Genomic DNA, 24,494 nt, shown 5'->3' on the forward strand with positions numbered 1-24,494 from the left:
ATCAATTGAAATCAGGACCTTTTCACAGACGTATTAGGGTATTTCTACATTAAGTAAACAAAAGCCGATCGAATGAATCCTTAATCATAGAATAATATTACTTTTGGAAGATCATTGCGTTTTTAAACAAGCATGTTAAGAGACTATATCAAACAGATTAATATCAGGCGGATTAATCCAAGACACCTAAAAATTTCCCTTATTATTTTAGGAGGGATACTTTTTATAGGCCTATTAGCGATCATCCTAATTTATAATAAACGGGAAACATTGCTGGAAAAAGCTTTAGTAAAGGTAAAAAAAGAGGCTCTTCATGATTATGATTTGGAGGTTTCTATTCAGAAAGCTTATTTCTCGGGCTTCAGTAAAGTTACTTTTGAACGATTTCGTGTTAAACCGAGAAACCGGGAGCAATTATTAGGGGTTGATTTTTTGGATGTTGATTTAAAATTGTGGCCATTACTTTCAGGAGATGTTAAAGTGTTTGCGTTAAATATGCATGATGCAAAGTTGTCTTTTATCAAGAAAGATAGCCTGAGCAATTATGATTTTCTATTTAGAAAAAAGGATATTGATACGACTCAGCAAACAAAGGGAAAAATGAACCTAGCCGAGGTGGCCAATAAATTAATTAATAGTGTGCTTTACAAAATTCCGGAGAATATGGAATTGAAAAAATTTGAAGTTAGCTATCAAGATGACAGTACCAGGCAACATATAAACATACCACAGGCAATAATAGCACAGGGCGATTTAACGTCTACCCTAATCCTGAATAGAAAAGAAGCGGTATGGCATGCAGAAGGACAATTGAATCCCAGTAAAAAACAACTTTATGTTAAATTATACGCGGAAGGAAAAGCCGTTGAGTTGCCTGTAATTAAGAGAAAATACGGATTAACGCTGAAGTTCGATACGCTAGAAACCAATTTAAATCAGGTTGTTCTTAACGGAAATGAATTAAAGATGACAGGTGGTTGGTCGGCAAAAAATTTAATCTTACAACACTGGCGTATATCCGAAAATAATATCACGGTACCACAGGGCTATATGGATGCGGAGGTCTTGATCGGAGAAAATTATATCGGTCTAGATAAAAAAACAACGGTCAGGATAAAGAAATTAGTGGCTCACCCCTTTGGCAAAATAACGTTTAAACCACATAGGACGATTGAGCTTGGTGTCGAAATCCCACAGATAGCAGCACAGGATATGTTTGATTCGTTCCCAGAAGGAATGTTCGACAATTTAGAGGGTATACGGGTTGCTGGTAAGCTGCAATACCATTTGGATCTTTATGCTGATTTAGATCAACCCGATAGCGTGAGATTATCTGCAGGGATGGATAAAAAAGATTTTCGCATAAATTCGTGGGGAAAAACCAACTTATCAAAGATTAATGCACCTTTTACCTATGTGCCTTATGAAGATGGAAAACCCATGCGTAGTATTTTGGTTGGTCCAGAAAATCCGAATTTTACATCTATAAATGAAATTTCACCATATTTAAAAAATGCCATTTTAACAGCAGAGGATCCTTCTTTTTTCAGTCATAAAGGTTTTGTGGAAGATGCATTTAAGGCCTCTATTACCGCTAATTTGAAAGCAAAATCATTTAAGCGTGGCGGGAGTACGATTTCTATGCAATTGGTCAAGAATGTTTATTTGGGAAGAGAAAAGACATTGGCAAGAAAAATTGAGGAGATTCTAATGGTATGGCTAATAGAGAATAATCAAGTAGTGAATAAAAGCAGGATGTTTGAGGTCTATCTTAATGTTATTGAATGGGGTAGAAACGTTTACGGTATCGGAGAGGCCTCGCGCTTTTATTTTGGGAAAGACCCTTCACAACTAAATTTAGGCGAAAGTATCTATTTAGCCAGTATTGTACCCAAGCCGAAAACCGGTCTATATCCATTTCAGTACGATGGGCATTTAAAATCCTATTTAAGTGGATATTTCCGACTTATAGGTGGCCTTATGGCCAGAAGGGGCTTGATTCAGCAAGATAGCAGTAATTACGGATTCTATAATGTTACTTTACGGGAGGCATTGCGCCCTGCAAGGCCAGACACGTTAAAAGTGGATACCGTCAAACCCGATAATCCCGAAACAGAACTGGAAGAAACCAAAAGCTTTCTGGAAAAGCTTTTTGGAAAAGACAAGAAAAAAGAAGAATAAAGGTGCATTTTTTATACCATGAAGATCGAAATTGACCATAAAGACTTTGAGTTGATGATTACGCATGAGCAGGTAAAGAAACGCTTGCGATTAATCGGAATACAGCTAAACGTTGTTTATGAAAATCGGGTGCCGATATTTATAGGAGTCTTAAATGGTTGTTTTATGTTCCTGGCAGATTTAATGAAGCAAATACATATCGCCTCAGAGGTGTGTTTTGTTAAATTGGCTTCTTACGAAGGGGAAAATAGGCGAGATGAGATTATTCAACTCATTGGATTGAATCACGACTTGAAGGGAAGAGAGGTTATTATTGTAGAGGATATTGTGGATACCGGAAATACACTTAGACGTATGCTTGACTTAGTTAAGGCTTTAGAGCCAGCATCTGTTGCCATATGTACATTATTACTTAAACCTGATGCATTGGCGTATCAATTTGAAGAGTTGGCTTACGTTGGTTTTGAAATTGAAAATCAGTTTGTCGTAGGATATGGATTAGATTATAATGGATTAGGGCGTAATTTGAAAGATATCTATCGGGCAGTATAACTCTCCCTAAGAGTGTGAAAGCACCGTTAAATAGCAGTTATACTAAGCAATTAAATTGCATATCAAAAGCTATTTATCTAAGTTTGTACCAGAAAATAAATGTTCCATGAAATTCCATAAAGAGGGCTATACTACACTTGCACTGTCCATATTAGTTGTTTTTGTTCTAAATGCACTCGTGCATTTTTTCTATGCAGATAATAAGGCATTAACTTGGATAGTTTATTTTCTTTCCTTTGCGCTGCTGGTAACGGTTATCCAGTTTTTTCGCAGTCCGATCCGGAAAATCAATGGAAATGATCAGAAGATTTTATGCCCTGCGGATGGAAAAGTTGTTGTTATTGAGGAGACGGAAGAAACGGAATATTTTAACGAAAAGCGCTTGCAGATATCTATTTTTATGTCGCCCATAAACGTGCATAGCAATAGAAGCCCGGTTTCGGGGATCGTTAAATTTTTTAAGTACCATCCAGGTAAATACCTCATGGCATGGAATCCTAAATCGTCTACGTTGAATGAGCGTACAACCATCGTTGTTAAAACAACTTCTGGTGCAGAAGTGCTATTCCGACAGATCGCTGGTGCCTTGGCTCGTAGGATTGTTTGGTATGTTAATGAAGGAAAAGAAGTGAAACAAGGCGAAGAATTCGGTTTTATAAAATTTGGTTCAAGAGTAGACGTATTTTTACCCATAGGAACTAAAATTAAGGTAAAACTAGGCGATAAAGTAAAAGGCGGTATTACAGAACTAGGTGAATTTTAACGGGATAGTCATATGCAATTTAAATTATTGGTTTCCATAAATGCCTTAATTGTTGCTTTGTCGTTAAGTTCGGTTAATTTTTATTTTCAACATAGTTGGTATTATTTTCTGATTACTTTTGTAATAGCCTTCATTTGTAGCTTTTTTGTCTTTTATTACCTTATTGAGCGCTACGTATATCGAAAGATAACCCTAATTTATAAGATGATTCATAACTTAAAGTTAGGGAAAGATCTCAAAGAGGCTTTGGGTGAGCAATTAAGTGATGATCCTATAAACGATGTACACGAAGAGGTTAAAGCATGGGCACGCGAAAAAAAAATTGAGATTGATGCCTTAAAAAATCAAGAACAGTTTAGACGCGAATTTTTGTCGAATATATCTCATGAATTTAAAACCCCGCTTTTTGCCATTCAGGGATATCTTGATGCTTTACAGGAAGGGCTAATGGTTGAAGATCCCCAACGAGCAGAAATCTTTTTACAAAAGGCCTCAAACAATATAGATCGACTAAGCTATTTAATAAAAGATTTGGATGAAATAGCCAAATTGGAAAGTGGTGAAATAAAAATAAATTATCAGCGTTTTGATCTTTCCATACTTATCCGAGAGGTTATTGAATCGTTAGAGTGGAAGGCAGAGAAGCACGGTATTGCGCTTATTTTTAAACAAAAATATAACTATCCTCTTTTTGTAAAAGCCGATCGGGAAAAGATTAGACAGGTGTTGGTTAACCTCATCAGTAATTCAATCAAATATGGTAAAGAGAAAGGGCATACCTCTATAAAAATGTATGAATTACATGATCAGGTATTGGTAGAAGTAACAGACGACGGAATAGGTATTGAAGAGAAATATTTATCGCGTTTATTTGAACGCTTCTTCAGAACTGATCGGAGCAGATCAAGACAGATCGGTGGTTCCGGATTAGGCTTGGCAATCGTTAAGCATATCTTAGAAGCGCATCAACAAACTATTTCCGTGCGAAGCACAGAAGGGTTAGGATCAACATTTGGCTTCACTTTAGAAAGAAATTAACGGTACATTTGTTACCTACATGTTGATTTTTATAGAATTGGCATAAACTTAACATTAACTTAACATTAAGGATATACCTTTGCAGCATCATATATAAGAAACAAGATGTCGTTAAACAGTATATTCCAATACTTCGTTCCAAAAGACAAAAAGTTCTTCCCATTGTTTGAACAAGCCAGTACCAATCTGATTGATATTGCTCAAGCACTCCATGAGGCAGTGAATACCAACGATTTAGAGCAGCGGAAAATCCTTTACAAAAAAGTAAAAGACTTAGAACACAAGGGAGATGACATTACCCATCAAATCCATTTAGAATTAGGTAAGAATTTTATTACACCATTTGATCGGGAGGATATCCATACCTTGGCGAGTGCGCTGGATGATATCGCTGACTATATTTTTGACTCGGCCAATAGAATGGAGTTATATCATGTCAATCATATTACCGATCCTATTAAGGAACTTGCTAGTCTTATTGTAGAGGCCGTTACCGCGCTTTCTAAAGGGATGCATGAGCTAAGAAATCTTAAAAATGTTAGAAGTATTGCCGACGCCTGCGTTCGGGTTAATAGTGTAGAGAATAAAGCGGATTATGTTTATAATAAGGCCGTTGGTGATCTCTTTTTGTATGAAACAGATGCTATTGCATTAATTAAGTATAAAGAGGTGCTGGCAACACTGGAAACGGCAACAGACATGTGTGAAGATGTGGCCAATGTGCTGGAAAGCATTTTAGTGAAAAATGCCTGATAAATCCCTGATTAAAATTTAGAGAATATGTTAACCATATTGGTTGTTGTTATTGTTTTGGCCGTTGCTTTTGATTATATCAATGGTTTTCATGATGCCGCGAATTCCATAGCAACCATTGTTTCGACAAAAGTATTAACACCATTTCAAGCTGTTTTATGGGCAGCAGCATTTAATTTTGCCGCTTACTTTTATTTTACCGACCATAAAGTAGCCAATACCATTGCAAAAACCGTTGTTGAAAACTATATTACCTTAGAAGTTATCCTTGCTGGATTAGTCGCTGCTATAGGTTGGAATCTTTTTACTTGGTATTATGGTATTCCTTCCAGTTCATCGCATACGTTAATTGGTGGATTTGCAGGAGCCGGTATGGCACATGCTTTATTTTTGGGCGATTCCGCAATAGGTGCGATTAACCTCGGTCCTACCTTAAAAATCATATCTTTCATTGTTCTAGCCCCTGTGATTGGTATGTTGATTTCGATTGTGATTACGCTTATTATTTTACACTTGGCAAAACATGCGCGCCCAGCTGTAGCTGAACGTTGGTTTAAGCGCTTGCAATTGGTTTCGTCGGCAGCCTTAAGTTTTGCTCATGGCGGAAATGATGCACAAAAGGTTATGGGTATCATCGTGGTTGCTATGGTTGCCGGAGGGTATTTACCCAATGCCGATCATATGCCGGAATGGATTCCGTTAACCTGTTATACAGCCATTGCTTTGGGTACCATGAGCGGGGGATGGAAGATTGTAAAAACAATGGGGACGAAGATCACGAAAGTAACGCCTTTTGAAGGTGTAAGCGCTGAAACTGCCGGAGCAGTGACGTTAGGAATTACAGAACACTTTGGTATTCCGGTATCTACAACCCATACCATAACGGGATCCATTATTGGCGTAGGTTTGGTGAAAAGAGTTTCCGCTGTCCGCTGGGGTGTTACCATTAGTCTTTTGTGGGCGTGGATTTTAACGATACCGGTATCGGCAATTCTGGCTGGAATTACCTTTGCTATTTTGCATTATATCCTGTAGCTACTCGAATACAAATTCGACTTTAGCAGATTTATTTTCATCCCAAGTAGGTCCTACTTCTATTAATCTTTTGGCCTCTTCTATAAATGGTTTATCCCCCTTCTCAGAACGAATGTGGAATGGCTTCCCTTGATTGTCTATATCAAATGTCAAAACAACCACGTTTTTACCCTTAAGGGCTTTAATATTTTCTTTAATATAGCGATTAAAATGGTTCCATCCTTGTTTAGGAGAAGCGGACGTTTGTGTTAATTTCCGTGCAATAAACGATCCATCACTATAGGGTATAGGTTCAGCAGTATTTAGTTCTACTGTTACTTGTCTTTGCCGAATCGTATCGTTTCTAGTGTTAATCATCCATAACAGTACACAGGCTAGTATAAAAAGTAAACAAGCGGCTGCAGCGATACCCAAGCGTTGGCTGGTAAACAATAGACGACTCCGTTCCTGTGGTTGTTCCGTAACCCGATCCTGCAGCCGTTGTTGCAAAAGTGTGAGTTTATTGGTACTCATACCAACGTGCTGATACCCTTCCAGTGCATCGTTTAAAAAGGGATCCTCCAACGCTTCACGCTCCAGTTGATTCATCTCTTCAGTCGATAATTCTCCTTTTAAATATTGCTGTATGCGTATGATATGGTAGGTAGTATTATTCATTGTCGTTTTTCTCCATGCAAATTTTTAGATTTCGCTTTCCGTTTTGTATATGGCTTTTTACCTTATTAAGATCAAAACCTGTAATGGTGGCAATATCTTTATAACATTTTTGTTCTAAATAAAATAAGCGAATACACCACTGTTGCTCGGCCGTTAAATGTTCCAAACATTTTTCCATCGCACTTAGCTTGGTCTCGACCGTATCTTCTCCAAAAGGTTGATGCAAAAATTCGTTATTTTCCATAAAAGTATCGTCCTCTATAGAAATGGTATTGATCTTATGTGCCCTCAGCTCCATCAGACAATAATTTCGGGCAAAAGAATATAACCAGCTTTTGAAATTGCTTACCGAATGTATGCGTAGTTTTTGGATTAATTGTTCAAATATCTGCATGACGGCATCTTCGCTTAGCGATTCATCTTTCAAATACTTTAAGCATACACCATAAATCAAAGGCATATAGGGTTCATAAAGAATCCCTAAAATTTTGAGATCTCCGTTTGATTTATATTGGCGTAATAAATCAGCCTCTTTCTGTTTATCTACGGATTTAATAAAAGCCAAGGTCTATTGTTTAATTTATGCTTGAGCTAAAAGTAGGTATATTCAGCTTATTATGCAACAAGCTAACAAAAGACCCACAAGATTCGTTGTCTTGAACCCGCTAAACAATTAACGTCCCGCCTTGTTATACATACATAAAAATCAATAGAAACTCGTTATGAAACAAGCATGGCCATACGGCGTACTCATCGGTGTTCTCAGTGGGATATGGATTTTTGTTATCCAAAAATTTAGCGGAAGTTCAAGCGAAAGTTTCTTAGGCATATCTTGGATGGAATATTTGTCCGTTTTTATACCATTTCTTGGATTATATTTTGGTATCGCCAACTATAAGAAAACCTTGCCCAACAGAGAACTATCTTTTTTTAGGGCTTTCGTTCAAGGATTTATGATCTTATTAATTGGAGGTGTACTGGCTGGTTTAGCGACAGCCATTCTATTACAGTATGAACGGCAACCGTATATGGATGAATATATGGGTAGAATAGGTGGTGCGCTTCTGCTGGGTATCGTGTTAAATTTTGCGGTGAGCCTGTGGTTTATGAACCGCCCTAGGCATCTTTGAGTAGGGTAACGCGTTCATTGTGTTGTTTAAACAAGTGTTAATTTCTGCTCGTTGTCTTTTTTTATATTATACCTTGTTACCGAAACTCAAGTCTTTCGCTTTAAAAGACCTACTCTTGGTTTCCGGCTATCCCTTAAAATTGGTATTGACTACTCTAAAAAAGGTTGTAAAAAATTTAAGCATGCAAATTTAAACAGGCTCTAAGTTTTTTGATGTATTTTCGTACCAATGGAATTAGACATTAATACTCTTGATCAGGAAACACTGATTGCTATAGGGCTTGTCGCAGCAGTTTTTTTGTTAATCAAAGCACTATACGCGAACACCTTTAGGGCAACCTTGAAGCTAATTGCTCCGGAAAATCGGTTTATGCGCCCCGGAGAAGCTTGGCTGGTGTTGGTCCCCATTTTTAATATTTATTGGAATTTTGAGCTGGCAAAGCGAATGGCAGATTCTTTAACGAATGAATTTTATGATCGCAAAATAGCAGAAGAGGAAGCTCCTGGGCGTTCAACGGGAATAGTAGTGGCTATTTTATATGTCGTTACCGTATTGCCATTGCCGGTCAATATTATAATGGGATTGAATTTCGTGTATCTATTCTATTTTTTTGCGTATTGGATCAAGATGAATAGATTTAGGGAATTATTGAAAGATCACAATCTTTTTTTGGAGCAACAAGAGAACCAAGAACAAAATCCATAAAGTCACATGATTTTAAAAGCATTAATTGATTACTTGGAAAGTTTGGCGCCACTGGCTTATCAGGAAACATATGATAATGCAGGACTAATAGTAGGACATCCCAACCAAGAAATTCATCAGGCTATCGTAGCCTTGGATTGTACAGAAGAGGTAATTGAAGAGGCCGTTAGTAAGCAATGTAACCTCATTATAGCCCACCACCCTATTGTATTTAAGGGGTTAAAACGATTTAATGGGCAAACCTATGTAGAGCGGGTGGTCATGAAGGCCATCAAACACGGTATAGCGCTATATGCCATACATACCAACCTCGATAATATGTACCATGGCGTAAACAGGAAAATCGCAGAAAAACTGGGCTTGGAACAGCTAAGCATCCTCTCACCAAAGGCAGACCTTTTGAGTAAATTGGTGGTTTTTGTTCCGTCAGACCATGTAGAAACGGTAAGAACGGCACTTTTCCAAGCCGGTGCAGGAGATATTGGTAATTACAGTGAATGTAGTTTTGGCACAACTGGCTCCGGAACTTTTAAAGCACAAGAAGGAGCGAACCCTTATGTTGGCCATATCAACGAAAGACATGTAGAAAAGGAAGAACGTGTCGAGCTAATATATCCACGCCATATCGAACGGAAGCTACTTATTGCTCTTTATGAACATCACCCTTATGAAGAGGTCGCTTATGACATTTATCCCCTGCAAAATAGGTATGATCGCGTGGGTAGCGGAATGATTGGTGTACTGCCAAACCCCATGGCCGAGCTGGATTTTATGGCTTATCTTAAGGATCGGCTACAGGTTCAGGTCATCCGGCACACGGCTCTACGGCAAAAGACAATTCAACGTATAGCCGTTTGCGGGGGTGCAGGTGGGTTTTTACTGCCCCATGCCATTCGGCAAGGAGCCGATATCTTCATTACTGCAGATTACAAATATCACGAATTTTTTGATGCTGAAGGAAAAACCATCATTGCAGATGTCGGACATTTTGAAAGTGAGCAATTTACACAAGAATTATTGTTGGAAATAATTCAAAAAAAATTTCCTAACTTTGCAGTCCGTTTAACCGGAGTAAATACAAACCCCATAAATTATTATATTTAATGGAACAAACTGTAGAACAAAAATTGCAGGCCCTGTGGGATTTGCAGACCATTCATACCAAAATTGACAAGATACGCCAAGTTCGTGGTGAATTACCGATAGAAGTTGCTGATTTGGAAGACGAGGTTGCTGGTTTGGAAACCCGCATGGAAAAGATTAGGTCAGAATTGGATGATCTTGAAGATGCTATCGTTAATCGTAAAAATATGATTAAAGAAGCACAGACGGCTATTAGGAAGTATGAATCTCAGCTTAATGAGGTAAAAAATAACCGTGAATATGATGCTATCACTAAGGAAATTGAAATCCAAGGCTTAGAAATCCAGGTTTGCGAAAAGAAAATACGTGAACATGAATTTGAAATAAAAAATAAAACCGAGGTTTACGAAAAAACAGAAGGAGATTTAGAAGAGCGTAAAAAAGATCTATCGGTAAAAAAAGAAGAGTTGGACACCATTACCTCAGAAACTCAAAAAGATGAGGATACCTTGTTGGCAAGAGCAGAAGATGCGGCTTCTAAAATTGAAGAACGTTTGCTTATTGCCTATAATCGTTTACGGAATAATGCAAAGAATGGTTTGGCGGTCGTTACCATCGATCGCGATTCTTGCTCAGGCTGCCATAATCAAATTCCTCCTCAAAGACAATTAGATATCCGCCAGCGGAAGAAAATCATCGTATGTGAGCATTGCGGACGTATTTTAGTAGATGAAGCATTTGTTGAAAATACGGTTGAAGCTTAAAAAATAATTCTTATATAAGATAAGAGCCCGGTTATTCCGGGCTTTTTTTGCTTAATATAAAAGAACCTTTTCTTTAGACTAATTTTTAAAAATTATGTGATACTTTTTTCCGCAAAAAGTATCCAAAAACTCATCGCTTGGAACTTTGCTACAAAGGTAGTGCATCAACCTGCAACCGCAAATTTCCTATGCGATACTTTAAGTGAAACGGGGAGCTTGCGCGAACAACCAGCCTTAAAACCTAATTTATAGGCTAATACGTCTGGTTAAAAGCACCTACTATTGGTCTTCGAAAAAACCGCCTACAAAATTTACATCTTGTAGAGGGAGGCACTGCCGTTCCTGTAAATTTTGAAGCGGGAGATTTCTTTGGTTTCTTTCTTTGGCGGACAAAGAAAGAACATAAAAAACCTTGCTTGATCCCATTTTTAAAATAATATCAACAGTGATTAAAAGAATAACAGGAAAGTATTTAATTTTACAGGATGAGCATTTTTATACATCCCCAAGAACATCGTGTCACTGAACGCTTTTTGCGTTATGTCCAAATAGATACACAAAGCGATCCTTATGCCACAACGCATCCATCTACGGAGAAACAAAAAAATCTAGGAAAGCTTTTGGTGCAAGAATTACACGAACTGGGAATACAGGACGCACATTTAGACAAATTTGGATATGTTTATGCTACGATAGAATCGAACACCGATCAAGCAAATGTCCCTGTTATTTGCTTCTGTTCGCACATGGATACTTCTCCAGATTGTAGCGGTAAGGATGTAAAACCCATTATCCATCATAATTATCAGGGAGGGCCGCTTATATTACCTGACGATCCTAGTCAGCAGTTAACGGAGCTCAATCATCCGGATTTGAAAAACCAATATGGGAATGATATTATAACTGCAAGCGGTACAACACTCCTTGGAGCAGATAATAAAGCAGGCCTAGCGGCCATTATGGATGCTGTTGCTTTGTTAATAAAACATCCGGAGATTGCGCATGGTAAAATACGAATTTTGTTTACACCTGATGAAGAGATTGGCAGAGGGGTTGATAAAATTGATATGGCCAAATTAGGAGCTGATTTTGGCTATACCATTGATGGTGAAACAGCAGGTTCTATCGAGGATGAAACTTTCTCCGCCGATGGTGTAATATTAACCATAAATGGGGTGAGTGCACATCCCGGCTTTGCAAAAGGAAAAATGCAAAGCGCAATAAAAATAGCCGCGGCTATTGTTGATGCTTTACCAAAGGATAGGCTTTCTCCGGAAACGACTCAAGATAAAGAAGGATTTATTCATCCTGTAGCCATGAATGGAACAGTTGAGCAGGCAACTGTGGAGTTTATTGTACGCGATTTTGAAAACACGCATTTAAAAGAACATGAGGCGGTTATCGAAGCAACCGCTAAACGTGTTCTGCAACAATATCCAGGAGCATCATTTAGCTTGGAAATCCGAGAGCAATATCGAAATATGAAACAAGTGCTTGCAAAATATCCTGAAGTAGTAGAAATAGGTCTAGAGGCCATTAGAAGAGTTGGATTAAAACCTATTCGGCGAAGTATCAGAGGGGGTACCGACGGTTCGCGCCTGTCTTTTATGGGCCTACCCTGCCCTAATGTATTTGCTGGTGAACATGCCTTTCACGGTAAGCAAGAGTGGGTATCCGTACAAGATATGCAGCAATCTGTATTGACTATTATGCATATTGCTAATTTGTGGGCAGAAAAGGAAAGGACGTAGATGCGCGCGGTAATACAACGGGTACTACAGGCCTCTTGCACGGTAGAAGGTCAAGTTACTGGAAAAATAGATCATGGTTTCCTCATATTGCTTGGGATTGGAGTAGATGATACACCCGAAGATGAGGAATGGCTAGCAAAGAAAATCGTCAATATGCGCATTTTCGGCGATGAAGAAGGCTTAATGAATAAATCTATTCGAGACGTCGGAGGGAACATCTTACTGATTTCCCAGTTTACCTTATTGGCGCAAACAAAAAAGGGAAATCGCCCGTCTTTTATTCGCGCGGCAAGGCCCGAAATCGCTATCCCGAAATATGAACGTATGGTCAGTATATTGGAAACGTTACTAGAGAAGAAGATTGAGACGGGCATATTTGGTGCAGATATGAAAATAAACTTACTGAACGATGGTCCCGTTACCATTATGATGGATACCAAAAATAGGGAAGAATATTAATTCCCCTCAAAAATTAGTGATTAAGAAGTCGCGTAACTCCTCGTTTAAACTTTATATTGAATTAAAAAATGACTATACAAGAAGCACAGACAATAGTAGATCAATGGATTAAAACTACAGGCGTACGATACTTTAACGAGTTAACCAATACGGCTATGCTGATGGAAGAAGTTGGCGAAGTAGCACGTATTATGGCTAGACAGTATGGGGAGCAATCCTTTAAAAAATCGGATAAGGAAGTAAATCTTGCCGATGAAATGGCTGATGTTCTTTTTGTGTTAATATGCCTGGCGAATCAAACCGGAATAGATCTCACCGCAGCGTTGGAGAAAAATTTGGAGAAGAAATCGATACGCGATAGCGAAAGACATAAAAACAATGAAAAGCTTCAATAATTGTCGAAGCGTTTAAAGGCTTACTGTAGTAGCCTTTTCAGTTCATCATTTTGGCCAATAGTACGTCACCATTTACCTCTTCTTTTAAAAGCTGTAGGGCAATCCGGCTCCTTTTGCCCGTTTGGCAGATGAAGATGATGGGTCTATACAGATCAATTTCACCTTTTCTTGCTAACAGCGCGTGTAATGGAATATTTATTCCCCCCAGGTTGTCTTCTTCAAATTCCCACTCCTCGCGAACATCGATAAGCTGGGTTCCGGGCTTTTCTTGCTGATAATATTTTACCTCTTCTACTCCAAGCATAACCCTATCCTCCTGCAACTGTTTGATTTGTTTATTTTGCGGCACCAAATCAAATTTAAGTTGCTGATGTATGTTCCGTCGGATATCAATCAGCAGCAATTTACCCGAGAGAACATCTCCATATCCTGTAATTACTTTAATGGTTTCATTAGCCATATATAACGCTACTATACCAGGCAACACATTCAGTACACCATTAATAGCACAAGTGGTGCAAATTTCTTCAGCTGGGGCTTCTGGATAAAGACATCGGTATGTTGGGCCACCTTGATAGTTAAAAACAGCTATTTGTGCCGTAAAATCATGAATAGCACCCGAAACGAAAGGTTTGTTCTTGATTACGCATGCATCATTTACTAAATAGCGCGTGGCAAAATTATCGGTCCCATCAACGATGAGGTCATAAGACGCAAAAAGAGCTAGTATATTATCCCGGTTAAGGTTGTAGTTGTAAGCTTTGATGACCGTATCGGGTTGTAATTGCTTCAGTTTGACTGCTGCTACGGTTGATTTATATTGACCGATATCTGCTCTGGTATAGAGAATTTGGCGATGAAGATTGCTTAGCGCAATCCGATCACCATCGACAATGCCCAGCTCGCCTACTCCGGCGGTAACTAGATACTGCAATAAAGGGCAGCCCAAGCCTCCTGCACCTACGACTAACACGTTAGCCGCACGTAGTTTGAGCTGGGCCTGCTCACCAAAGCCCGTTAACTTGAGCTGGCGATCATAATATTGCCTTTCGGATGCTTCCATTTTTATGGGTTATATCGTTTGTAATGAAGGATCCCAATCTTTCCAGACTGGCTCATAACCGGCTTTTTGAATGACGGCTGCGATTTCAGCAGGCGACCGGCTATCATCAATTTCAAATTGCTCCAAGCTTTGTGGTGCTACAGCATAACCTCCCGGATTGGTTTTAGAACCTGCACTGATAGACGTAATGCCCAGCTTGATAATATGGTCTCTAAACGTTTCACTTTCACGTGTAGACATGGATAGTTCTACTTCACCATTGAATAAGCGCCAGGCACAGATCAATTGTACCAGCTCAGCATCGTTTATGACCGTTTTGGGTTCGAGTCCGCCGGCATGAGGCCGTAACCTTGGAAACGATATCGAGAACCTGCTCTGCCAATACTGTTTTTCCAGATATTGAAGGTGCAGAGCCGTAAACGCACTATCTGTACGCCAGTCATCCAAACCTAAAAGTGCCCCTAAGCCAATTTTATGTATTCCTGCTCTCCCCAATCGATCGGGTGTTTCCAAGCGGTAATTAAAGTTTGATTTTTTACCTTTTGGATGATGAAGCTTATAATCTTCACGATGATACGTCTCCTGATAAACAAGAACGGTATTGACTCCTAAGTGGTGTAGCGTTACATAATCCTCCTCGTCTAAGGGTTGAACCTCCAGCGCAATATGGGCGAAATGTTTTTTGATCAGGGGGAGCATCTGCTTAAAATAATCCATACCAACGAGTTGCTGGGCTTCGCCCGTTACCAGCAGGACATGTTCATAACCCATTTCTTTGAGCACCGCAATTTCCTGTAGCATCTCCAACGCGGTCAGCGTTTTTCGGGGTATTTTATTATCTAAGCTGAAACCGCAATAGGTGCAAATGTTCTGACATTCGTTAGATAAGTACAAGGGGGCATAGAGCTGTATGGTTTTCCCAAAGCGCTTTTGTGTTTCTCGCTGACTAAGTTGGGCCATTTGTTCCAGAAAAGGAAAGGCAGCCGGAGAAATCAGCGCTTTGAAATCTTCCCAGGTACGGCTATTGCTATTTAATGCACGTATAACATCTTCAGCCGTTTTAGCATAGATGGACGTCTGCTCTTTATCCCACTGATAACGATTAAAATATTTGGTAAACAGCATATTAGATGGTGTTTAAAAATGACGTAAGCGGACTTGATGCGACAGCATGATGATTGCTTACCGGAGCTAAACCTCCTTGCTCATAAGCCAATCTTCCAGCCTCCACGGCCTGTTTGAATGCTAGAGCCATGGCCTTTGGATCGTTAGCAATAGCCAACGCCGTATTGATCAATACCGCATCTGCTCCAATTTCCATTGCTTGGGCGGCTTGACTGGGTTTACCGATTCCGGCATCAATAATTACCGGTATCGTTGATTGCTGAATGATGATTTCAAGCATGGTTAAGGTGGTAAGCCCCTGATTGCTTCCTATGGGTGCCCCTAAAGGCATCACTGCAGCCACCCCTACCTCTTCTAGGCGTTTACACAACACAGGATCGGCGTGGCAATAAGGCAGTACCGTAAAACCGAGCTTAACAAGCTCTGCTGCGGCGGTTAACGTTTCAATGGGATCTGGCATGAGGTATTTAGGATCTGGGTGTATTTCCAGCTTTAACCAGTTTGTTTCCAGCGCTTCGCGAGCTAATTCCGCTGCATAAATAGCTTCTTTAGCCGTACGTACGCCCGACGTATTAGGTAAGAGGTTAATATGAGAATGGTTTAGGTGAGCTAATAGCTGATCGTTTTCAGCTTGTTGGTGCGTCACGCGTTTTAGCGCAACGGTTACCAGTTCACTGCCCGAAGCAAGTATCGCCTCTTCCATTACCTTGGTCGAGCTAAACTTTCCTGTGCCGGTAAATAATCTTGAGCTAAAGATTTTATCGGCTATTTTTAAAGACTGATTCATAACAATTTTTTTATGCGCTAAGCTGTAAGCAATAGGCATAAAGCCTACAGCCTATAGCCTATAGCCTACTGCGATTGCTTAATTTGAGTTAACAGTGCGGTACAAGAGGCCTTAGGATCTGAAGTATTTAGAATAACACCAGATGCGGCAATACCATAAACACCTATTTCGAACAGATGGACTATATCGGTTAGCCTTATTCCACCAATAGCAATAATGGGAATAGCAATCTCCTGCCTTTGCAATGCTTGTATAATCGTTTTATAACCGCTCAAGCCCAATATCGGACTTAACTTTTGCTTGGTACTGGTAAAGCGAAAAGGGCCTAAGCCGATGTAATCAATAGGCAATGTTTGGAGGTATAGGATATCTGCTAAGGTATTTGCGGTACAACCGATAATTTTTTCATCTCCGAGTAGTTTTCTTGCTTCTAGCGGGTTTAGATCTTCCTTACCGAGATGTACACCATCGGCATCCAACATTTTTGCCGCCAGCACATCGTCATTGATAATGAATGTGGCTCCTCCCTCGCGAGCTACCTGTAATGCCTGTTCAGCCTGTCCCTTAAATGTGTGCGCGTTTGTTTGCTTCATTCGAAACTGAATCCATTTTCCTCCTGCTTCCGTTACCAAACGGGTCTGTTCGGCCAGTGTATAGGCTGCAACCGGATGCGTAATATAATGTAGCCGTTCAATTTTTTTTAATCTGGACTCCATGACCTGTGTATAACGTTTTTTGTATGTTATTGAATTGATCAAGAGGCGCCCCCCTATTCCATAGATAACCTAAGATAGCGGCGCCATCGAAGCCTTTCCGTTTAATCTCTAGGATATTTTCGCAACAAATACCTCCCAATGCAATAAGTTTCCCCTTACGCTTTACAGCCCCCGCCGCTAACAGATCTGGATTAGCGTGATAACCTATTTTTGAGATACTATTGTATACCGGACTGATAAAGATGTGTGCAGAAGGCCTATCAAGTTGCTTAAACGCTTCGATATGATGGGTTGAGGTCGAACATATCGCTGCAAAATTACCTTGCGGTAAGCTACGAAACTGCTCAATACCTACATGGATACCACCTAATGCCATTTCTTCGTAAAGGCGAATGTGTCTATGGACAATAATTCTTTTGCGAAAAGAAGGATCAATGCTCGTTATAAACCTGCGTACCGTATCTTCATTTGCAGCAGGTTTTCTAATATGCAGATATTTCAGACCCACCCTAAAAAGCTGATGGATAAGGTCAACTTCTGCGTGGACAAATGTTTCCGGTGTGATCGCAATTAGCTTCATGCAAAAGAGTTATTCAACACTAAGAATAAATTTCGAAGTTATTCTTTTGGAATTCTGCAGCTTTTTCACGCATCCCCTTATTGACTGCTTCCTTCGTTTCCAGTCCCTGTTCTTCAGCAAAATCCCGAACATCCTGGCTAATCTTCATACTACAGAAATTAGGCCCGCACATGCTACAGAAATGGGCTGTTTTAGCACCTTCAGCGGGCAGTGTTTCATCATGAAATTCCCGAGCAGTATCCGGATCCAACGCTAAATTAAACTGGTCTTCCCATCTAAACTCAAAACGGGCTTTGCTCATCGCATTATCGCGATGCTGTGCGCCGGGATGCCCTTTAGCCAAATCGGCGGCATGTGCTGCAATCCTATAGGTTATTACCCCATCTTTCACATCTTTTTTGTTAGGTAAACCGAGGTGTTCTTTCGGCGTTACGTAGCATAACATGGCGGTTCCGAACCAACCAATCATAGCTGCCCCTATACCGGAAGTAATATGATCATAGCCGGGAGCAATATCTGTGGTAAGCGGACCCAAGGTATAAAATGGAGCTTCTCCGCATTCCTTTAGCTGCTTATCCATATTTTCCTTGATCATATGCATAGGAATATGGCCGGGGCCTTCTATCATCGTCTGCACGTCGTGTTTCCAGGCAATCTTAGTGAGTTCACCCAAAGTTTCGAGTTCAGCAAACTGAGCAGCGTCGTTGGCATCGGCGATGGATCCTGGTCTTAGGCCATCTCCTAAGGAAAAGCTAACATCATATGCCTTCATAATCTCACAGATCTCTTCGAAATGCGTATATAAAAAGCTTTCCTGATGATGGGCTAAGCACCATTTAGCCATAATGGAGCCACCACGTGAAACAATTCCAGTAGTACGTTTAGCGGTTAAGGGCACATAGGGCAAGCGTACACCGGCATGGATAGTAAAATAGTCTACCCCCTGCTCGGCCTGTTCGATAAGGGTGTCTTTAAAAAGTTCCCACGTGAGCTCCTCTGCTTTACCATTTACTTTTTCCAGCGCTTGATAGATGGGTACAGTACCTATTGGAACGGGTGCGTTTCTGATAATCCATTCGCGCGTTTCGTGTATGTTTTTTCCTGTCGATAAGTCCATTACCGTATCTGCCCCCCACCGTATTGCCCATACCATTTTTTCAACTTCTTCTTCAATGCTGGAGGTTACAGCTGAATTACCGATATTAGCATTAATCTTGACCAAAAAATTGCGACCTATAATCATGGGTTCTATTTCCGGATGGTTAATATTGCTCGGAAGAACCGCCCGTCCCCGAGCAATTTCGTCGCGCACAAACGTCGGACTTATAAAACCGCCGTGTGTATGTGCGCCAAAGTTATGGCCTTTATGTTGTTGCCATAAGGTGTTGTCTTTTTGATAGCGTTCTTCAAGCTGTTGATTCTCGCGAATCGCTATAAACTCCATTTCAGGTGTAATGATGCCTTGTTTTGCATAATGCATTTGGGAGACATTATAACCCGGTTTGGCTTTTCTGGGTTTTTTTGCATATTCAAAACGCAGATAATTGAGCTCAGAATTGGCTAAACGTGATCTTCCATAGTCAGAGCTTATGGAGGCTAATGTTTGGGTATCGTTACGCTGCTCAATCCAGGGTTCACGAAGTTTTGGCAAGCCTTTTAATACATTAATACTTACCGTAGGATCGGTGTAAGGACCACTGGTATCATAGACCGTGACCGGCGGGTTTTCTTCCGTTATGTTTTTGAACCGATCGGTTGTAGGAGAAAGGCTTATTTCTCGCATCGGAACGTTTATGTCGTGTAATTGGCCTTTCACATAAACTTTTTTGGAACCTGGAAATGGCGTGCGGCTAATGGTTTCCGGTGAAGGCAGCTTTTCTGTTTTCATGGCAGTAATTTTTATTTTATGATGATACTACCCTCCTTGGGCAGCTGTGATGATGGTAATCTGATCGTTGGCTTTTACTTGAAAGACCTCCCAAGCGGTTTTGGGAATAACGGTATCGTTTACGGCAACGGCAATACCTGTTGTTTGCGTTAGGCCATACGTCTTTAAGGCCCCTGATAGGGAGTTACTTTGTAAGGAAAATGTTTGTTGATTAATGATGACTTCCATAAGGCATGAATTTTTATGCTTTAGAAGTCAACCAAAAAGGTTTGAGAAGACTCGTGTACTTTTCCCTTCGCAGGCATTATCCTGAGCAGGTTATGAGGGTAACTCTCAGCCCCAAATATTGGGACACCCCTAAAGCTTTAAATCAAAGGTAGTGAATATTTTTTTAAATCTCCAGATTGATAGTAAATTTCGCTAACAAGTTGCGTCATTTCGATCGTAAGATGGAAGACTTCGTTAACCGTTTAGTGTACTTCGTTGTCGAAATAGCGCAAGTTACGATCGAAGTCCGTCACTTCACTATCGAAGTCGGCCATTCTCTTCGTGAAATAGCGTAGTTAATGACGCATAATTTTATGGATTAACCCTTTCATTATTGGCAGATTAAATGTCCTTCAATCGATCTAATTTAATATACTCCGGATGAATATCATCTTCCCTTGTCGCGGTGAGTGATTCGCTAATGAGTAAGTGGTAATTTTCTTTAAATGAAGGAGCAAGTATTTCGTCGATTTCGTAAATATCGTCTACATCAACACCATATTTATCATCAATATGAGGCGAAGCGTTGTGTTTAAAAAAGGCAGTATGTTTGGCTTGTCGAATGGCGCTAGCTTTATCCGGTGCTACGACCAATAATTTATAATGGTATTCTTCAAAATCATTTTCTTTATACCCTCCGAGGTTTAAAAAGAATAAGTGATTGTTGTTCTTTTCCATATTTTGGATCCCGTTAGCTGGGATAATCTGGAGGGTATATCCATTCACATTAGAAACCGTACGCCAGGCATCTATATGGATTTTACCTTCAGCTTCCGGCCAAAAGGCGATAATAGAAGGAACCAAATCTTGCAACGATTCACCAATGCCAAAAAATACATCGTGCTGTTCGGTAAATCGATTGTGGGGTTTGCAGCCCAATAGTAGCATATAGAGTTTTTTTTTCATAGTCAATCAATTTTTTGTTTACGAGGTAAACATGAAGAATACTATTTTTATATGCAAAATTCTTTTTAATTTTTATCTTGAAATAATGAATAATACCGCTATGCAACGGATGATTAGCTGTTTAAGTGTTTTGATTACCTGGTCAATAATGCTCCATGCACAAGAGCAACCCATACAGACAATTAAGAAGGTGATGAAAAAGCAGGAAGATGCGTGGAATGCAGGAGATATACCGAAGTTTATGGAGACGTATTGGAAAAGCGATAGTTTATTATTTGTTGGTCAACAGGGCCCAATATATGGATGGCAAGGAGCGTTTAATCGTTATCAGAAAGCTTATCCTGATCGCGCAAGTATGGGAAACTTACAGTTCCAGTTGCTACGTATAGATGCGCTTTCCACATCCTGTTATTTTGTCTTGGGAAATTGGAAGCTGACACGCACCAAGGGAAATATTGGCGGAACATTTACCTTGCTTTTCAAAGAGATAAATGGTCAATGGGTAATTGTTGCCGATCACACCAGTTAAGTATCCGTTAAATCCAATTCAAGCAATACAGGACAATGATCAGAATGCAGGGCATCTGGTAATATGGTGGCCTGTTTAATATGGGGTTCTAAAGGTCTGCTAGCCAAATGGTAGTCTATACGCCAACCTAGATTCTTTGCACGAGCATTTGCACGATAACTCCACCAGGTGTATTGATGAGGCTCTGGGTGCAAGTGTCTAAACGTATCAATGTAGCCACTATTGATAAACCCCTCCATCCAAGCCCGTTCCTCGGGCAAAAAGCCCGAACTGTTGGCGTTCGATTTGGGATTGTGAATATCTATTGCCCGATGGCAGATATTGTAATCGCCAGAGATAATCAATCTTGGAAATTCCGTCAATAATTTATCGCTATATTGCTGAAAATCACGGAGAAATTGGTATTTAAAATCCTGTCGGATATCACCACTAGATCCAGAAGGAAAATACGCACTCATAACAGAACAAGCATCAAAATCGGCACGAATAATCCGCCCTTCCTTGTCGTAGGCTTCTATTCCGCAGCCGTATTCCACATGTTTTGGCGTTAACTTAGTCAAGATCGCTGTCCCGCTGTAACCCTTTTTTTCCGCAGGAAACCAATAGTGTTCGTAACCCAAAGCCTCTATCTGTAGTAAATCTAGGAGTTGATCAGGCGAGGCTTTTATTTCCTGCAAACAAACGACATCTGCATGAATTGTCTTTAGCCAGTTAATCCAATCTTTTCGTATAGCTGCACGAATACCATTAACGTTGTACGTGATGATTTTCATGGATTAATTGGCAAACAGATCTAAGAAACGTCTAAATATATTAGGCTTATAAGGTTCTCCTTTTAATTCTGCTTCCAGTTGCCTAGTGGCTAAGGGAGTCAAAATAGACAACTCTATAACCTGATTCGCAATGGGGCGATCATTACTGTCTGTTGGTAAAGAAGCAATACTGTCAATTAAATCGATGCCTTTAACTACTTCCCCAAACACGGTATATTGCTGATCTAAAAAAGGGGTTCCACCTAGATTTTCGTAAACCTCTCGTTGATAGGGAGGAATCTTTCGGCCTTCCAATTTCAATTCTTCCAAACGATCTAATTCTTTCGATGTGTATTTTTTTCCTTGCACTAAATAAAACTGCGTTGCGCTGGAAGCTTTTTCCGGATTATTATCACGAGCTGCTGCCAATGCCCCTTTTTTATGAAATAAACTATCATTAAATTCAGCTGGTATTTTATAGGGTAAATCTCCTTCGCCTAACAAGGCTCCCGAGGCGGCATGTTTAGATTCGGGGTCACCACCTTGAATCATAAAATCCTTTATAACACGATGGAAAAGGGTACCGTTATACGTTCCTTCTTTAATCAATTTTAAAAAGTTATCCCGGTGTTGTGGTGTTTTATTATAAAGTAAGATAATGCATGTCTTGTCTTTCACCGCTAATTTAACATAATGGTTTTTTGGTTTAGCAGCAAAGGCGATGAAAGATATTTGAAAGAGCAACAATATAAGGAGAAGTGTTTTTTTCATGAGTATTTTTTAAGTGATTTTATGCGAGTGCTTACCTATCGGATCCGCATGAACGACTATTTTCACCTGAATAGGCGTCGACTAAGGTCCTTGTCATCTGGATATCTAGAGCTTCGAAGGTATTATGGGAATATCGTCCCGCCTGCCTCGCCGATTGGTGAATGACGATTTAATGGTGGGGTATATTCGGAATTTGTTCTTCAAAATAATCAATAATAAGTGATTTAATAATCATTTCCTGCTCTAGTAAGGTATAGTTGGGAATTGGTTTAACTAATTGCCAATGTGGCCAGCCATCTTGGTCAACCCCCTCCAATTCGTAAAAACCCATGCCGCTAAATAACCTACAAGTTGCAATGTGCATCAACTCTTCTTTTTGTCTTTTCGAGAATGCCATGGGGCCTTTTCCGAGCTCTTGTACTCCGATTAAAAATAGGAGCACTTTTATATCTGGCGTTTCCGTATCAAAATAACTTGCTGTATAGTGTTGCAATGCTCTCCAGCGCCTGTTGATTTCTGAAGCGTTCATGATACAAACTTAATTATTTTTTTTGTTCAATTAAAGGCACAATTTCGTGGAGAATATTCCACAACTTGTGGAGAGCAAAATTGGCTTTGTACCATTTATGAGGCTTTTTTGGTCTAAAAAGTGAGATTTTTGTTTTGGCACGTTATTTACCTATATAAGCAACGAATCAAAGAAGGATGAAGTAATGAAGAAATTTGTTTTGATTGCAGCGGTTTTGTCTTTGACAGTTTCAGGGTTTAATGTAAAAGCGGGAATTAAAGATGAGGGGCAGAAGAGCAGTACAGCAAAAGATTCATTGATTGTTTATGAAGCGTCTAATGATTCATTAAAGGCAGCATTGGTTTCGACCAATGAAATTAAACCAAAGGCATGTGTAAATTTTAAGCGGATGGAATCGGCCTTTGATGATGAAAAAACTCCCGTGCATCCGAGGGATTTACCCAGTGCGATAAAGGAAACCTTAAGTGGTGATAAATTTAGAGGCTGGAAAACGACTAGTGTAAGTTTTGTGAAGCCTGTTAAAGGTAAATCATATTATGAAATAGCTTTGCTTAAGGATAATGATTCTCAAATAGCGAAGTTTAAAGATAACGGTAAAGTACTTTAGAAGTATGTACTGTTTGTTTTAGTATCTGACGGAAGGCTACCATGTTCTTTGGTAGCCTTTATTTTTATGTTTATTTTTGTAATAGAGGTACAAGGTATGAGGCTAATGCCTGTTTTAAACCCGCATTACGCTTTAAGCATTAGGCTTATGCAAGCCATGCAAATAGCGTAAAGCATAGCACTGAATGCCTATTGCTGATTAAGGCACGCGCGTACATAAACGTAAAGCTTAAAACGTACGATTTATGAGTGACATTAATAACCGGAAAGATATTGAACAAGTGGTTCGTTTATTTTATGAACGGGCAACGATCGATGAACTTATTGGGCATTATTTCACTTCCGTGATACCCATCGACTGGGATCATCATATTCCTACCATTGTATCCTTTTGGGAAAACATCCTATTTAGTACAGGTGCATATAAGGGAGGAATGCTATTTAAACATATGAATCTAGACTATCTTTCGGCTTTTAAATCAGTCCATTTTGATCGATGGTTGCAATTGTGGGGACAAACAGTAGATCAATTATTTAGAGGAGAGCGGGCAGAAGAGCTTAAATTTCGGGCGAACAGTATTGCGGTGATTATGCAAACTAAACTTGGCGTTTATGAAAGAGAAAAGTAATAATATGAGGGGGGCGAAAATCTACGTCGTCATTGCAATCCGACAATTGGCAGATCACAATGACGCGTTTTTAGTTTGCA

At 39.8% G+C, this 24,494-nt stretch carries 29 protein-coding genes and 1 riboswitch; of the genes, 16 read left to right on the plus strand and 13 right to left on the minus strand.

Going from position 1 to position 24,494, the window contains the following annotated elements; translation table 11 throughout:
- Window positions 1-132 precede the first annotated feature (132 nt).
- The 6 genes from ABD930_RS03785 to ABD930_RS03810 all read left to right on the plus strand — a co-directional run bounded on the left by ABD930_RS03785 (window position 133) and on the right by ABD930_RS03810 (window position 6,322).
- Window positions 133-2,181 (plus strand): transglycosylase domain-containing protein, encoded by a 2,049-nt coding sequence (locus ABD930_RS03785; protein WP_345230364.1) that lies wholly within the window; start codon window positions 133-135, stop codon window positions 2,179-2,181.
- An 18-nt stretch (window positions 2,182-2,199) separates the two neighbouring features.
- Window positions 2,200-2,733 (plus strand): hypoxanthine phosphoribosyltransferase, encoded by a 534-nt coding sequence (gene hpt, locus ABD930_RS03790; RefSeq protein WP_345230366.1) that lies wholly within the window; start codon window positions 2,200-2,202, stop codon window positions 2,731-2,733.
- Between the two features lie 106 nt (window positions 2,734-2,839).
- Window positions 2,840-3,496: a phosphatidylserine decarboxylase family protein gene (locus ABD930_RS03795; protein ID WP_345230367.1), complete on the plus strand. Its 657-nt coding sequence runs from the start codon at window positions 2,840-2,842 to the stop codon at window positions 3,494-3,496.
- 12 nt (window positions 3,497-3,508) lie between these two features.
- Window positions 3,509-4,534: a sensor histidine kinase gene (locus tag ABD930_RS03800; RefSeq protein ID WP_345230368.1), complete on the plus strand. Its 1,026-nt coding sequence runs from the start codon at window positions 3,509-3,511 to the stop codon at window positions 4,532-4,534.
- Window positions 4,535-4,639: 105 nt separating this feature from the next.
- Window positions 4,640-5,287 carry a DUF47 domain-containing protein gene (locus ABD930_RS03805; protein ID WP_345230369.1) on the plus strand — a complete coding sequence of 216 codons (648 nt, stop codon included), beginning with the start codon at window positions 4,640-4,642 and terminating at the stop codon, window positions 5,285-5,287.
- A gap of 27 nt (window positions 5,288-5,314) precedes the next feature.
- Window positions 5,315-6,322: an inorganic phosphate transporter gene (locus tag ABD930_RS03810; RefSeq protein ID WP_345230370.1), complete on the plus strand. Its 1,008-nt coding sequence runs from the start codon at window positions 5,315-5,317 to the stop codon at window positions 6,320-6,322.
- On the opposite strand, the gene ABD930_RS03815 is transcribed toward ABD930_RS03810, so the two are convergent.
- A complete protein-coding gene (locus tag ABD930_RS03815; RefSeq protein WP_345230371.1) occupies window positions 6,323-6,979 on the minus strand; it encodes an anti-sigma factor in 657 nt (218 codons plus the stop codon). It abuts the gene before it with no gap.
- Window positions 6,972-7,544 carry an RNA polymerase sigma factor gene (locus tag ABD930_RS03820; protein WP_345230372.1) on the minus strand — a complete coding sequence of 191 codons (573 nt, stop codon included), beginning with the start codon at window positions 7,542-7,544 and terminating at the stop codon, window positions 6,972-6,974. Before ABD930_RS03820 ends, ABD930_RS03815 begins: the two co-directional genes overlap by 8 nt.
- Before the next feature lie 157 nt (window positions 7,545-7,701).
- Between ABD930_RS03820 and ABD930_RS03825 the strand changes: the two genes are divergently transcribed.
- The 7 genes from ABD930_RS03825 to ABD930_RS03855 all read left to right on the plus strand — a co-directional run bounded on the left by ABD930_RS03825 (window position 7,702) and on the right by ABD930_RS03855 (window position 13,266).
- The gene (locus tag ABD930_RS03825; RefSeq protein WP_345230373.1) at window positions 7,702-8,109 is read left to right on the plus strand and encodes a DUF4199 domain-containing protein; all 408 of its coding nucleotides are present in this window, start codon (window positions 7,702-7,704) and stop codon (window positions 8,107-8,109) included.
- Window positions 8,110-8,337: 228 nt separating this feature from the next.
- Entirely contained in the window at window positions 8,338-8,814 is a 477-nt protein-coding gene (locus ABD930_RS03830; RefSeq protein WP_345230374.1) for a hypothetical protein, read from the plus strand.
- A 6-nt stretch (window positions 8,815-8,820) separates the two neighbouring features.
- Window positions 8,821-9,918, plus strand: a complete 1,098-nt coding sequence (locus ABD930_RS03835) for a Nif3-like dinuclear metal center hexameric protein (protein ID WP_345230376.1) — start codon at window positions 8,821-8,823, stop codon at window positions 9,916-9,918.
- Window positions 9,918-10,661 carry a zinc ribbon domain-containing protein gene (locus ABD930_RS03840; RefSeq protein ID WP_345230377.1) on the plus strand — a complete coding sequence of 248 codons (744 nt, stop codon included), beginning with the start codon at window positions 9,918-9,920 and terminating at the stop codon, window positions 10,659-10,661. Before ABD930_RS03835 ends, ABD930_RS03840 begins: the two co-directional genes overlap by 1 nt.
- Window positions 10,662-11,146: 485 nt before the next feature.
- A complete protein-coding gene (pepT, locus tag ABD930_RS03845; RefSeq protein WP_345230378.1) occupies window positions 11,147-12,412 on the plus strand; it encodes a peptidase T in 1,266 nt (421 codons plus the stop codon).
- Window positions 12,413-12,871, plus strand: coding sequence for a D-aminoacyl-tRNA deacylase (gene dtd / locus ABD930_RS03850; protein ID WP_345230379.1), 459 nt, complete (start codon window positions 12,413-12,415; stop codon window positions 12,869-12,871). It abuts the gene before it with no gap.
- 68 nt (window positions 12,872-12,939) lie between these two features.
- Window positions 12,940-13,266: a nucleotide pyrophosphohydrolase gene (locus ABD930_RS03855; RefSeq protein WP_345230380.1), complete on the plus strand. Its 327-nt coding sequence runs from the start codon at window positions 12,940-12,942 to the stop codon at window positions 13,264-13,266.
- Window positions 13,267-13,303: 37 nt separating this feature from the next.
- On the opposite strand, the gene ABD930_RS03860 is transcribed toward ABD930_RS03855, so the two are convergent.
- The 8 genes from ABD930_RS03860 to ABD930_RS03895 form a co-directional block, all read right to left on the minus strand.
- Entirely contained in the window at window positions 13,304-14,329 is a 1,026-nt protein-coding gene (locus ABD930_RS03860; protein ID WP_345230381.1) for a ThiF family adenylyltransferase, read from the minus strand.
- Window positions 14,330-14,338: 9 nt separating this feature from the next.
- Window positions 14,339-15,454, minus strand: a complete 1,116-nt coding sequence (gene thiH / locus ABD930_RS03865) for a 2-iminoacetate synthase ThiH (RefSeq protein WP_345230382.1) — start codon at window positions 15,452-15,454, stop codon at window positions 14,339-14,341.
- A gap of 1 nt (window position 15,455) precedes the next feature.
- On the minus strand, window positions 15,456-16,241 hold the full coding sequence (locus ABD930_RS03870; RefSeq protein WP_345230383.1) for a thiazole synthase: 786 nt from the start codon (window positions 16,239-16,241) through the stop codon (window positions 15,456-15,458).
- Window positions 16,242-16,306: 65 nt separating this feature from the next.
- Complete coding sequence (locus tag ABD930_RS03875; RefSeq protein WP_345230384.1) at window positions 16,307-16,957, minus strand: thiamine phosphate synthase; 651 nt, start codon at window positions 16,955-16,957, stop codon at window positions 16,307-16,309.
- A complete protein-coding gene (locus tag ABD930_RS03880) occupies window positions 16,932-17,537 on the minus strand; it encodes a thiamine phosphate synthase (RefSeq protein WP_345230385.1) in 606 nt (201 codons plus the stop codon). Before ABD930_RS03880 ends, ABD930_RS03875 begins: the two co-directional genes overlap by 26 nt.
- A gap of 19 nt (window positions 17,538-17,556) precedes the next feature.
- A complete protein-coding gene (thiC, locus tag ABD930_RS03885; protein WP_345230386.1) occupies window positions 17,557-19,425 on the minus strand; it encodes a phosphomethylpyrimidine synthase ThiC in 1,869 nt (622 codons plus the stop codon).
- A gap of 27 nt (window positions 19,426-19,452) precedes the next feature.
- Window positions 19,453-19,653 carry a sulfur carrier protein ThiS gene (gene thiS / locus ABD930_RS03890; RefSeq protein WP_345230387.1) on the minus strand — a complete coding sequence of 67 codons (201 nt, stop codon included), beginning with the start codon at window positions 19,651-19,653 and terminating at the stop codon, window positions 19,453-19,455.
- Window positions 19,654-19,698: 45 nt separating this feature from the next.
- Window positions 19,699-19,794, minus strand: a riboswitch (TPP riboswitch).
- 240 nt (window positions 19,795-20,034) lie between these two features.
- A complete protein-coding gene (locus ABD930_RS03895; RefSeq protein ID WP_345230388.1) occupies window positions 20,035-20,598 on the minus strand; it encodes a DUF1543 domain-containing protein in 564 nt (187 codons plus the stop codon).
- A gap of 85 nt (window positions 20,599-20,683) precedes the next feature.
- On the opposite strand from ABD930_RS03895, the gene ABD930_RS03900 reads away from it, so the two are divergent.
- Window positions 20,684-21,127 (plus strand): YybH family protein, encoded by a 444-nt coding sequence (locus ABD930_RS03900; protein ID WP_345230389.1) that lies wholly within the window; start codon window positions 20,684-20,686, stop codon window positions 21,125-21,127.
- Here ABD930_RS03900 and ABD930_RS03905 read toward each other — a convergent pair.
- The 3 genes from ABD930_RS03905 to ABD930_RS03915 form a co-directional block, all read right to left on the minus strand.
- Window positions 21,124-21,900 carry an exodeoxyribonuclease III gene (locus ABD930_RS03905; protein WP_345230390.1) on the minus strand — a complete coding sequence of 259 codons (777 nt, stop codon included), beginning with the start codon at window positions 21,898-21,900 and terminating at the stop codon, window positions 21,124-21,126. The two genes, ABD930_RS03900 and ABD930_RS03905, sit on opposite strands and share 4 nt — an antisense overlap.
- Window positions 21,901-21,903: 3 nt before the next feature.
- Entirely contained in the window at window positions 21,904-22,650 is a 747-nt protein-coding gene (locus tag ABD930_RS03910; RefSeq protein WP_345230391.1) for a peptidylprolyl isomerase, read from the minus strand.
- A 169-nt stretch (window positions 22,651-22,819) separates the two neighbouring features.
- The gene (locus tag ABD930_RS03915) at window positions 22,820-23,179 is read right to left on the minus strand and encodes a hypothetical protein (protein WP_345230392.1); all 360 of its coding nucleotides are present in this window, start codon (window positions 23,177-23,179) and stop codon (window positions 22,820-22,822) included.
- 184 nt (window positions 23,180-23,363) lie between these two features.
- On the opposite strand from ABD930_RS03915, the gene ABD930_RS03920 reads away from it, so the two are divergent.
- Both ABD930_RS03920 and ABD930_RS03925 read left to right on the plus strand, forming a co-directional pair.
- Window positions 23,364-23,786 (plus strand): hypothetical protein, encoded by a 423-nt coding sequence (locus ABD930_RS03920; protein ID WP_345230393.1) that lies wholly within the window; start codon window positions 23,364-23,366, stop codon window positions 23,784-23,786.
- 244 nt (window positions 23,787-24,030) lie between these two features.
- Window positions 24,031-24,414 (plus strand): group III truncated hemoglobin, encoded by a 384-nt coding sequence (locus tag ABD930_RS03925; RefSeq protein WP_345230394.1) that lies wholly within the window; start codon window positions 24,031-24,033, stop codon window positions 24,412-24,414.
- The last annotated feature ends 80 nt before the right edge of the window (window positions 24,415-24,494 follow it).

Origin of the sequence: Olivibacter ginsenosidimutans (assembly GCF_039542865.1) — a bacterium.
GTDB lineage: Bacteria > Bacteroidota > Bacteroidia > Sphingobacteriales > Sphingobacteriaceae > Olivibacter > Olivibacter ginsenosidimutans.